The organism is Nocardioides sp. (genome assembly GCF_035547795.1).
Lineage (GTDB): Bacteria > Actinomycetota > Actinomycetes > Propionibacteriales > Nocardioidaceae > Nocardioides.
Genome location: NZ_DASZUF010000143.1, coordinates 1 through 10,185, shown reverse-complemented (window position 1 = coordinate 10,185; position 10,185 = coordinate 1). Strand labels below are relative to the sequence as shown.

Annotated in this window: 13 protein-coding genes and 1 pseudogene; 2 read left to right on the top strand and 12 right to left on the bottom strand. The window is 69.1% G+C overall.

What is annotated here, in order from left to right:
* Positions 1-13: 13 nt before the first annotated feature.
* The 10 genes from VHA72_RS09725 to VHA72_RS09680 all read right to left on the bottom strand — a co-directional run bounded on the left by VHA72_RS09725 (position 14) and on the right by VHA72_RS09680 (position 6,961).
* On the bottom strand, positions 14-1,402 hold the full coding sequence (locus VHA72_RS09725) for a tyrosine-protein kinase domain-containing protein (RefSeq protein ID WP_325574662.1): 1,389 nt from the start codon (positions 1,400-1,402) through the stop codon (positions 14-16).
* Between the two features lie 43 nt (positions 1,403-1,445).
* Complete coding sequence (locus tag VHA72_RS09720) at positions 1,446-3,200, bottom strand: DUF4012 domain-containing protein (protein ID WP_325574660.1); 1,755 nt, start codon at positions 3,198-3,200, stop codon at positions 1,446-1,448.
* Positions 3,201-3,301: 101 nt separating this feature from the next.
* On the bottom strand, positions 3,302-3,583 hold the full coding sequence (locus VHA72_RS09715; RefSeq protein ID WP_325574658.1) for a hypothetical protein: 282 nt from the start codon (positions 3,581-3,583) through the stop codon (positions 3,302-3,304).
* Positions 3,584-3,797: 214 nt separating this feature from the next.
* The gene (locus tag VHA72_RS09710; RefSeq protein WP_325574656.1) at positions 3,798-4,064 is read right to left on the bottom strand and encodes a type II toxin-antitoxin system RelE family toxin; all 267 of its coding nucleotides are present in this window, start codon (positions 4,062-4,064) and stop codon (positions 3,798-3,800) included.
* Positions 4,065-4,067: 3 nt separating this feature from the next.
* Positions 4,068-4,349, bottom strand: a complete 282-nt coding sequence (locus VHA72_RS09705) for a type II toxin-antitoxin system Phd/YefM family antitoxin (RefSeq protein WP_325574654.1) — start codon at positions 4,347-4,349, stop codon at positions 4,068-4,070.
* A gap of 88 nt (positions 4,350-4,437) precedes the next feature.
* On the bottom strand, positions 4,438-4,734 hold the full coding sequence (locus VHA72_RS09700) for a DUF1416 domain-containing protein (protein ID WP_325574652.1): 297 nt from the start codon (positions 4,732-4,734) through the stop codon (positions 4,438-4,440).
* 1 nt (position 4,735) lies between these two features.
* Positions 4,736-5,584 (bottom strand): sulfurtransferase, encoded by an 849-nt coding sequence (locus tag VHA72_RS09695; protein WP_325574651.1) that lies wholly within the window; start codon positions 5,582-5,584, stop codon positions 4,736-4,738.
* A gap of 24 nt (positions 5,585-5,608) precedes the next feature.
* Positions 5,609-6,061 carry a DUF4395 domain-containing protein gene (locus VHA72_RS09690; RefSeq protein WP_325574649.1) on the bottom strand — a complete coding sequence of 151 codons (453 nt, stop codon included), beginning with the start codon at positions 6,059-6,061 and terminating at the stop codon, positions 5,609-5,611.
* Positions 6,062-6,311: 250 nt separating this feature from the next.
* Positions 6,312-6,722 carry a type II toxin-antitoxin system VapC family toxin gene (locus VHA72_RS09685; RefSeq protein WP_325574647.1) on the bottom strand — a complete coding sequence of 137 codons (411 nt, stop codon included), beginning with the start codon at positions 6,720-6,722 and terminating at the stop codon, positions 6,312-6,314.
* 8 nt (positions 6,723-6,730) lie between these two features.
* Positions 6,731-6,961, bottom strand: a complete 231-nt coding sequence (locus VHA72_RS09680) for a FitA-like ribbon-helix-helix domain-containing protein (protein WP_325574645.1) — start codon at positions 6,959-6,961, stop codon at positions 6,731-6,733.
* Positions 6,962-7,028: 67 nt separating this feature from the next.
* Between VHA72_RS09680 and gmd the strand changes: the two genes are divergently transcribed.
* Positions 7,029-8,009, top strand: coding sequence for a GDP-mannose 4,6-dehydratase (gene gmd, locus VHA72_RS09675; RefSeq protein ID WP_325574644.1), 981 nt, complete (start codon positions 7,029-7,031; stop codon positions 8,007-8,009).
* Complete coding sequence (locus tag VHA72_RS09670) at positions 8,006-8,935, top strand: GDP-mannose 4,6-dehydratase (RefSeq protein ID WP_325574642.1); 930 nt, start codon at positions 8,006-8,008, stop codon at positions 8,933-8,935. Before gmd ends, VHA72_RS09670 begins: the two co-directional genes overlap by 4 nt.
* Here VHA72_RS09670 and VHA72_RS09665 read toward each other — a convergent pair.
* Together VHA72_RS09665 and VHA72_RS09660 are read right to left on the bottom strand one after the other, a co-directional pair.
* Positions 8,919-9,353 (bottom strand): TlpA family protein disulfide reductase, encoded by a 435-nt coding sequence (locus tag VHA72_RS09665; protein ID WP_325574640.1) that lies wholly within the window; start codon positions 9,351-9,353, stop codon positions 8,919-8,921. The two genes, VHA72_RS09670 and VHA72_RS09665, sit on opposite strands and share 17 nt — an antisense overlap.
* 106 nt (positions 9,354-9,459) lie before the next feature.
* Positions 9,460-10,185: pseudogene (locus tag VHA72_RS09660) on the bottom strand (hypothetical protein); the annotation flags it as partial.

Sequence of the window (10,185 nt, the reverse complement as noted above, 5' to 3'; positions counted from 1 at the left end):
ACAGACCCAACGCCTATCCCTTGGAAGACGAGCCGTCGGGGGCATACCCGTACCCATAGCCATATCCATACCCATAGCCGCCGCGGCCCTTCATCGGCAGCATGTTCATCACCACGCCGACGAGCCGCGCGTCGACCTGCTCGAGCCGCTGAACCGAGAGCCTGACCTGGTCGCGGGTGATTGTGCCGTGCTTGACCACCAAGATGGCGCCGTCGGCCTGGCGGGCGAGGAGGGCGGCGTCGGTGACCGGCAGCAGGGGCGGGGCGTCGATGAGGACGACGTCGTAGGTCTTGCGGAGCGTCGCCAGCAGGTCGGCCATCGCGTTGGACTGGAGCAGCTCGGCCGGGTTGGGCGGGATGGGGCCGGCGGCGAGGAAGTCGAGGCCGGCCTTCTCGTCGTGCTGGAGCGCGTCGGCGAACTTCACCTTCCCGACCAGCACGCTGGTCACGCCGATGGCGTCGTCGAGCCCCAGCCTGGAGGCCGCGCGCGGACGACGCAGGTCGCCCTCGATCAGCAGCGTCTTGACGCCCGCCTGGGCCAGGCTGATCGCCAGGTTGACCGAGGTGGACGTCTTGCCCTCCGCCGGGACGGCCGAGGAGAGCACGAACACCTTGTTCTGCGTGTCGACGTCGACGAACTGCAGGTTCGTCCGCAGCACCCGGAACGCCTCCGCCCGCGGCGAGTGCGACGGCAGATCCGAGATGAGTGGCGTGTCCTTGGTCTCCGGGTCGAAGCCGATCGCGCCCAGCACCGGCTTCTCGGTGATCTCGCTGACCTCCTCCGCCGAGTGCACCCGGGTGTCGAGCGTCTGCCGCAGCACCGCGAGGCCGAAGCCGAGCAGCAGGCCCAGCACGATGCCGAGGCCGACGTTGCGAGTCGGCTTCGGGGAGACCGGGACATCGGAGTACGACGCGTTGTCCACGATCGTGGCCTTGATCGGGGCCTCCGTCTGCCCCGGCGGCGTCTCGAGCTGACGCACCAGGTCGGTGAGTGACTCGGCGTACGCCTGGGCGATCTTCTGCGCCTGGTGCGGGTCCGGGTTGGTCACCGTCAGCGTCAGGTTGACGGTGTTGACCGCGACGGACGCCTTCACCTCATCGGCGAGCTCGGCCGGCTTCATGTCGAGGTCGAGCTTCTGGATCACCGTCTGCGCCAACGAACGGCTGTTGATCATCCCGGCGTAGGACTGCACCCGCTGCACCGAGAACTGGCCGCCGGCGTTGATCGTCCCGGCGTTCTCCGAGTCGGCGGCGGTCGTCGAGACGAACAGCCGCGCGCTCGACGCGTACTGCTTGGTCTGCAGGAGCGTGTATGCCACTGCCAAGACGGTGCAGATCAGCGTGACCACGACGATCGACACCCAGCGACGGCGAACCACCTTGAGGTAGTCGCTCAACTCCATTCGAGCACTCCATCCATTCCTGGTACTGCTGAAGACTGAGGGATCACGAGCACGCGGTCGCGACCGTCGAGGACGAGCTGCCGGCGGCGATCGAGGGCGTGACAGCGACGGAGGTGTCGCCGGTCTGGCCCTTGCCGGAGGTCATCGTCCACTTCAGGTCCTGAGCCTGCCCCGGCTCGAGCAGCACCCAGGTGCCGATCACCTGCCGGCCGTCGAGCTCGGCGGTGAACTGGTCGAAGTCGAGGTCGTTGTCGTCGAACTTGCTCGCCGCGCCGCCCTCGGGCGCGAAGACGTAGACCGCGACGAGCATGTCGCCGGCCGACGACTTCGGCAGCGCGTTGCCGGTCCCCAAGACGTACGCCGGCAGCGTCGTCTTCGCGTCCTTCGGCGCCGTCGATCGCAGCGTCAGGGTGCCGGAGAGCGTCTGTACGCCGTTCACGCACGAGGTCGCGCTGACATGCGTGCTGTAGCGCAGGTAGTAGCTCATCTTCGACAGCGTGCCGTCGGCGAAGTAGACGCCGACCTGCGGCGTCTTCGGGGCGTTCGCGGTCAGCTCGCCCGCCACCGCCGTACCGGTGAGGTCACCCTGGACGTCGCTGTGGAAGTCGTGGATCAGAATGCGGTGCTCGTCGGCCGCGCGCTGCAGCGCCTGCAACAGCACCCGCTTCGAGCCGGAGAACGTCGTCATCCGCTGGAAGACGGTGCTGGCGACCTGACCGAAGAACGCATCCTGATCGGCCGGGTTGGGCCGCTGCGCGTAGACCTTGCTCAGCAGCTCGTCCACGACGTTGTCGCTGGTCAGGTGGACCCCGTCCACGTCGACCGGGCCGAGAGCGTCGAGCAGGTAGGAGAGCGTGACGGTGTCGAGCGAGATGACGCCGTCGATCTTCTCCGGCTGGGTCTGCTCCCAGCGCGCCTTCCACAGGTCCGCGCTGCGCGAGAAGTCGGGCGTGAGGTTGGCGTCGAGGAAGTAGCGGCCCAGGTTCTTGCCGAAGATCTTCTCCTCGGCCGGCTGCAGCGGCAGCACCTCCTGCGGCGCCTCCCCGAACGAGTTGCCGGCCAGCTCACGACCCATCGTGATCTTGCCATTGTCGGCGGTGATCAGGCTGACCGCGCCGGGCAGGCCGCCGGTCGCGCGGATCTCGGCATTGTTCTGCATGATCACCAGGTAGTTGTGCCGGCCGTCGGCGCCGAGCATCCGGGGCAGCACCTTGAGCGCCCGGTCGGCGACGCCGATCGCGCTGGCCGCGTCGTCGACCTTGGTCTGTAGGTCGCGGTAGCGCAGCTTCAGCGACCCGACATAGCCACTCGGGTCCTGCGCGGCCAGCTGTCGCTTGGCCCGCTGCAGCGCGGCGTCGCTGTCGGCCACGGGCTTGACCAGGCTCTGCACCTTGGCCAGGTCCACGCCGCCGTTCTGCGGCAGTACGGCGTCGATGTCGCCGACCGTGCCGGCCAGCTCGGTCAGCGCGCCGCGGCTGAGGTCGTCGGCCACCTGGCTGGCGGCGCGCACACCGCGGGCGTCGTCGCCGAAGACCGGGAGGTGGGTCATCAGGCTCCACACCGGTGAACCGGTCGCCTTGGCGGCACCGTGGGCATGACCGCTGAAGTCGTGGATCGTGGAGGCGATCTTCGCCGGGTCATCGCCGAGGGCGGCGGCCTTGATGGCGCTCGCCTCGCTCGCGGCGGCCTTGAGGTGATGAGCGGCATCCCACACCAGCCAGCCGGCGTACCCGACGATGACGGCGATCACGGCGGCGACGGCGCCCGATGCCCACCGCCAGGGGTGCTTGACCCGCACGTCTCTCCTACTGCTCGACTACTCGATCCGGACCACTGGCCTCAGACGAGACGGGTCCCCGGCCGGAGACCGGGGACCCGTCCGCAAGAAGACTCAGAAGGTCACTTCTCGTCCTTCTTGATCTTCTTGATGAGCTTCTTGGCCTTCGCCTTCGAGATGAGGCCGGCCTTCTTGGCAGCCTTCACCTTCTTGATGAGCTTCTTGGCCTTCTTCGCCTTGATGTGACCCTTGGCCTTGACGGCCTTGTTCACCTGCTTGACGACGTTGGTGGTGACGGGGGCCGGACCGTACTGGTCAGCCGATGCAGGAGCCGTACCGGCAACGGTCACGAGGCCCAGGGTCAGCGCCAGCGCCGTGAACAGGCCGGCAATGAGCTTCTTCATCAGTTTTCCTCCTGCCGGACACCCCGAGGGCGGCCGGTGATAGTCACGTTGGTGCGTCAAGGAGACCACACCACTGCATGTTCATGACGTGGATCTCAAGAATTCACAGGATATGGGTCCCGAATCCGAGCCCGATCGCCGGCCCGGTCCAGACCACCCTGTTGTGCTACTTACGAGTAGGCCCATGGACACGGTAACGCCTGGCCCAGACCAGTCAGAGGCCGTAGGCATCCCACCGATGCTGGACCGCGATGATCAGTACGGTGACCGTTCCGTCGTCGATCGTGTAGAGGACCCGGTACTCTCCACGGCGAGCCGAGTGAATGCCTTCCAAGGGAGCGCGCAGAGGCTTGCCCACCCGGTGCGGGTTGTCGGCGAGTGCCCCGAAGATGAACTCGACGCAAGCGGCGGCCACCGGCTCCGGCAGTCGAGAGTGGAGGGCACGACGGGCCGCGGGCCTGAACGCGATGCGATAGGCCACGGTTCAAGCGGCACCGTGCGGCCGGCGAGCCTTGAACTCGGCGTAGACCTGCTCGCCGGGAACATCCGCCTCGTCCGAGGTGAGTGACTCCTGCACCTGCCGGACGAGCTCCGCATCCGCGAGAACCTCCAGCGTCTCCATGACCGCGTCATAGTCGTCTGCGGAGAGCAGAACGGCCGCCCGCTTTCCGTTGCGCGTGATGTCGAAGCGCGCATGGGTCCGCACCGCCTCATCGACGAACTTCGAGAGGTCCTGACGCACCTCGGCCAGGGGCCGCGTTTCCATGATCAGAATTCTAGCGCAACCCTCGGCCGACTGATGAGCAGGAAAAGAGAGGGCTCCCCGATCGATCGGGGAGCCCTCCTAGCTCGATTCAGAGCGTGATCGTCACCTCGGCGACGTTGCCGACCGCGGCGTACACCTTCCGGTCCACGGCGTCGGCACGAGGAGCCAGGGTGCGCAGCGTCCACTCGCCCTCGCCGGCGAAGAACCGGAAGTGACCGCTGGCCGACGTCGGCACCTCGGCGGTGAACTCACCGGACTTGTCCAGCAGCCGCACGTAGGCGTTGCCGACCGGGGCGCCGTCGCGCACGACCTGGCCCTGGATCACCGCCTCCTTGGCGACGTTGACCCCGGCGAGCGAGAGCCCGCCCTCGACCGCACCGCACATGTCAGGCCTCCCCGGGCTCGTCGCCGAGGACGACCGGAACGCCGACCAGGCTGCCGTACTCGGTCCAGGAGCCGTCGTAGTTCTTGACGTTCTGGTGGCCGAGCAGCTCCTTGAGCACGAACCAGGTGTGCGAGGAGCGCTCACCGATGCGGCACAGCGCGATGGTGTCCTTGGAGTCGTCCAGGCCGGCCGCGCCGTACAGCTCGCGCAGCTCCTCGTCGGACTTGAACGTGCCGTCGTCGTTGGCCGCCTTCGACCACGGGACGTTGATCGAGGTCGGCACGTGGCCGGCACGCTGAGCCTGCTCCTGCGGCAGGTGGGCCGGGGCGAGAAGCCGGCCGGCGTACTCGTCGGGGCTGCGCACGTCGACCAGGTTCTTGGTGCCGATCGCCTCGACGACCTCGTCGCGGAACGCCCGGATGGAGTGGTCCTGCTCCTGCGCGGTGTACGTCGTGGCCGGGCGGCTGACCTCGTCAGCGACCAGCTCGCGGGAGTCGAGCTCCCACTTCTTGCGACCGCCGTCGAGCAGCTTGACGTCCTGGTGGCCGTAGAGCTTGAAGTACCAGTAGGCGTAAGCCGCGAACCAGTTGTTGTTGCCACCGTAGAGCACGACGGTGTCGTCGTTGGCGACGCCCTTGCTCGAGAGCAGCGCCTCGAACTGCTGCTTGTTGACGAAGTCACGACGGACCTGGTCCTGCAGGTCGGTCGTCCAGTCGAGCTTGATGGCGCCCTTGATGTGGCCCTTGTCGTACGCCGTGGTGTCCTCGTCCACCTCGACGAGCACGACCTTCGGGTCGTCCAGGTGGTCCTCCACCCACTGGGCGGAGACGAGTGCGTTCTCGCGGGTCATGATGTTGCCTTTCCTTGGTGAAACTCAGTGGGTGAATCGCTTGATGATCAGGTAGAGCTCGCAGCCCAGGCAGAAGCGGAAGACCGCGTTGAGCAGCGCCGCGACGAGCGCGAGCCCGATGGCCACCAGCCCGAGCGTGTGTGCCCCGGCGAGGAAGGCGACCAGCGCGATCGCGGTGAACACGAAGCCCACCGCCTGCGCGAACCGCGGCGGAGCCGGGTCCTCGAGCTCCTCCGGCCGCCCCAGCCGTGGCCGCACCGCGGCACGGAACAACCACGAGTACGGCGTGCGCTGCACGCCGCGTGTCGCGCCGGTCGCGAACAGCACCGCCTGCACGGCGGTCACCACCACGGCGGCCGTGGTGGGCAGCAGCAGGATCGCGATGAGCACCACCGAGGTGACCCCGGCGGCGAACTGCGGGCCGCGTGGGTCGATGCCGGCCGGCGACGTACGCGGCAGGGTGGCGGTGCTGGACATGGGTGCTCCAAGAGTCGAGGTGGGCTGACAGCGGGTCACGACGACCGCCGCCGGCTCTCGCCGTGCGCGGAGCGGGCTACGCGGCCGTCAGGCCGGCATTCGACACAGCGACGAGCGCACGCGGCAGTGGTCCACTGCGCGGCGCCTGGTCAGCATGGTCGTGAGCACGAGGTCGACTGTAGGCGGCTTTGCGCGCGCGACGAAACTCGACTCTCGGAATATGAGACGTTTGTCCGTATGTTGAGATCTGCTAGATCCAGGGATCGACGCAGGGAACACCCAGCGGCTCGAAGTGCCGCGTATTTCGCGTCGCGACGGTCATCTCGTGCGCCTGCGCGATCGCGGCGACGAGGGCGTCGTCGAAGGGCGCATGCTCCGGCACCCGATAGCCGGCAAGGACGCGCGCCGCCGCCACGTCGAACGACAGCACCCGATCCGCGAACGCGGTCAGGACGCGCTCCTCGAACCATCGCCGGAGAACCCCTCCCTGCACTCGGTCCGATCGCTCCTTGGCGACCACGCCGCGCTCGATCTCGGCGATGGTCATAGCGGTGACGAACTGGTCGGCCACCGGGATCGACACGGCCCAGTTCTCCACCGTCGGATGGCGCCCACGGACGCGCAGCGCCGAGACGACGTGGGTGTCCAAGACGTAAGCCACGGCCCGGCTCACAGTTCGGGAGTGCGCGAAGCCAGGCCGAGACGCCGGGGCTCGAACTCGATGTCGGCACCTTCTTCGTCCATACTCACGAGGTCGACGATCGTCACAGGCTCGCGCGCAAGCGCCTCGGCGAGGATCTCGCGCACCTCCGCCTCGACGGAGCGGCGACGATGCGCGGCGCGCGCCCGGAGCGCGGCCTTGGTTCCGGCTGGCAGGTTGCGGATGAGGATCTGCTCCACGGCGGCCACCTCCGATGTGCGGATGATATCGATCCAGTGATATCAAAAGGGTCCGTATGCTTCACGGGTGACGAAACGCGCCCTCATCACCGGGATCACCGGCCAGGACGGCTCCTACCTGGCCGAGCTCCTCCTCGACAAGGGCTACGAGGTCCATGGCCTGGTCCGGCGCAGCTCCAGCTTCAACCGCGAGCGGATCGACCCCCTCCACCTCGACCCGGCCAACGCCGACCGGCTCTTCCTGCACTACGGCGACCTGACCGACTCCACCTCGCTGGTCAACATCGTGCGCGCCGCCCGGCCCGACGAGGTCTACAACCTGGCCGCACAGTCGCACGTGGGCGTCAGCTTCGAGATGCCCGAGTACACCGCCAGCGCCGACGCGCTCGGCGTCATCCGCCTCCTCGAGGCCGTCCGGCTGCACGCGCCCGAGGCCCGCTTCTACCAGGCGTCCACCTCGGAGATGTTCGGGCTGACCGCGCCGCCGCAGAACGAGGAGACCATCTTCCACCCGCGCTCGCCGTACGGCGCCGCAAAGCTGCACGCGCACTGGGCGTGCGTGAACTACCGCGAGGCCTACGGCCTGTTCGCCGTCTCCGGGATCCTGTTCAACCACGAGTCGCCGCGCCGCGGCGAGTCGTTCGTGACCCGCAAGGTCAGCCGCGCGGTCGCCGCCATCCGGGCGGGCCGCGCCGACCGGCTCACCCTCGGCAACCTCGACGCGATCCGGGACTGGGGCTATGCCAAGGAGTACGCCGAGGGCATGTGGCGCATGCTCCAGCAGGACCGCCCGGTCGACTACGTGCTGGCCACCGGCGTGGGCACCACCGTGCGCGACTTCTGCGACCTCGCCTTCTCCCACGTCGGCCTCGACTGGCGCGACTTCGTCGACACCGACCCGCGCTTCGAGCGCCCCGCCGAGGTACCCGAGCTGATCGGCGACCCCAGCCGCGCGGCCGCGGAGCTGGGCTGGAAGGCGTCGACCACCGTCGGCGAGCTCGCCCGGCTGATGGTCGACGCGGACCTCGAGAGCATCGCCGCCCTGTGACCACGGCGCTGGTCACCGGAGCGGCCGGCCAGGACGGGATCTACCTCAGCCGTCACCTCGCCGCGGCCGGCGTCAGCGTGCTCGCCGGCGTACGCGACCCGGCCGACCCGCGCGCGATGGCCTACCTCCAGGCGCCCGGCATCGAGGTGGTGCCGCTCGACGTGACCGACACCGCCGCGGTGGCCGCGCTGCTGCGCCGCCAGCACGTCGACGAGGTCTACAACCTCGCGGCGCTCTCCTCCGTCGCGCTCTCCTGGCAGGCTCCACAGCGCACCGCCGCTGTCAACGCGGACGCGGTCGAGGGGATGCTGGCGGCGATCCGACACATCCGGCCCGCGGCCCGCTTCTTCCAGGCCTCGTCGGTCCAGGCCGGTACCTCCAGCCCCTACGCGGCCTCCAAGCTGACCGCCGAGGCGCTCGTCGCCGAGGCCCGGTCGCGGGGCGTCTTCGCGGTCGCTGGCAGGCTCGCCAACCACGAGTCACCGCTGCGCCCGGCCACGTTCGTGGTACGCCGGATCGCCCGCGCGGCTGCCCGGGGCGAGCAGCTCGCGCTCGGCGACCTGGACGTGTGGCGGGACTGGGGCCATGCCGCCGACCACGTCCGCGCGATGCCGCTGTTGCTGCGCGCCGCCGAGCCCGTCGACGCCGACATCTGCACCGGCACGATGGTGATGCTGGGCGATGTCGTCGAGGCCGCCTATGCGGCCGCCGGCCGACCGGTCGACGTGGTCCTCGACCCCGCCCAGGCGCGGCCCTCCGACCCGCAGCGCGTCGGCGGTGACGCGTCGGCGATCAGGGCGCTGGGATGGTCTCCGTCGTACACGCTGGAGGGACTGCTGGCCGAGATGGTCGCCGTGGAGCGACACCGGGCCGCCAGCGGCATCGAGCACGACGCGCACTACCTGGCGATCACGGCAGGGCGCTGAGCACCTGCTCCTTGCGCGGGGCACCGGCGGCGCGGGCGATCTCACGGCCGGTCGCGTCGAGGATCAGCGTGGTGGGCGTGCGCACGATGCCCAGCCGTCGCACCGTCTCCAGGTGCATCTCGGCATCGAGCTCGACATGAACCACGCCGGGCACGACTCGGGCGACATCGGACAGGATCCGCCGGGTGGCCCGGCAGGGCGCACAGAACGCACTGGAGAACTGCACCAATGTGGCCCGCTCTCCCAGCGCCTCGAGCCCCGGCACCTCCACCCCCAGCGTCGAGAGGTCACTTTCGGCGGGTCGAGAGGTCACTTTCTGCCGGGATCTCCCGCGGAAACGCCCGTCGCGCAGCTGCCGGTAGCCGCCGAAGCCCAGCGCCAGCACGACCGCCGCCACGGCGATCCAGAGTCCGATCACGCCCACTCCAACGTCGTACCGTCCCCGCCGGATTCCCGAGGTGACAGCAGTGGGGCCGCCCCTGGTCTCCCAGGGACGGCCCCACCGTCAGGTTGTTGCTAGTCGGTCAGAGCCCGAGGCTGCTCAGGCCGCCGGTGCCACCCAGCAGGGTGTCGACCAGGTCGACCAGCACCGGACCGATGCCCGGGATCGCGCCGAGCTGCGAGGGGCTCAGCGAGGTCAGGTCGGGCAGACCCGGGATGCCCGGGATCGACGGGGCGCCGGGGACGCTCCCGAGGGCGCTCTGCAGCGCGCTCAGGATCGAGGTCGGGTCGGTCAGGTTGACGCCGCTGCCGAACAGGACGCCGCTCAGCGAGTCCACCAGGTCGTTGACCGTCTTGGTCAGGTCGGCCGGGAGCGTGCCGCCACCCGGGTTGAGGTCGGAGACGATCTGCTCGATGCCGGCCTGCAGGGCGTCGGAGAACGCCTGCGGGTCGCTCAGCGTGGCCGGGTTGAGGCCGTTGGTGAGCGTGCTGATCAGGGTCTCCAGGTCAGCCGCGATCTGGCCCGGGTCGGGGGTGGCGGTGGTGCACAGACCCGGCAGGTTGATCGAGTAGCAGAGCGGGGCCAGCGGGGTGGTGCCCAGCGGACCGTCGATCGGAGCGCCGAGCGGGACGCTGCCGCCCTGGCCGTTCACCGCACGGCAGGCGAGCAGGGCGCCGTTGGCCCGACCCACGCCACCGGCCGCGTTGCGGTAGCGCGTGGTGACCTTGCGCAGCTGCTTCTTGGCCTTCTTCTTCTTGTGCTTGTCCTTCTTGATGACGTGCTTGGCAGCGTGATGCTTCTTGGCCTT

Bases quoted from the DNA above. Each gene is read 5' to 3' on its own strand.
- VHA72_RS09700 (WP_325574652.1), bottom strand. From the start codon at position 4,734: ATGTGCGGTGCGGTCGAGGGCGGGCTCTCGCTCGCCGGGGTCAACGTC.
- VHA72_RS09725 (WP_325574662.1), bottom strand. From the start codon at position 1,402: ATGGAGTTGAGCGACTACCTCAAGGTGGTTCGCCGTCGCTGGGTGTCG.
- VHA72_RS09690 (WP_325574649.1), bottom strand. From the start codon at position 6,061: ATGTCCAGCACCGCCACCCTGCCGCGTACGTCGCCGGCCGGCATCGAC.
- VHA72_RS09705 (WP_325574654.1), bottom strand. From the start codon at position 4,349: ATGGAAACGCGGCCCCTGGCCGAGGTGCGTCAGGACCTCTCGAAGTTC.
- VHA72_RS09715 (WP_325574658.1), bottom strand. From the start codon at position 3,583: ATGAAGAAGCTCATTGCCGGCCTGTTCACGGCGCTGGCGCTGACCCTG.
- VHA72_RS09695 (WP_325574651.1), bottom strand. From the start codon at position 5,584: ATGACCCGCGAGAACGCACTCGTCTCCGCCCAGTGGGTGGAGGACCAC.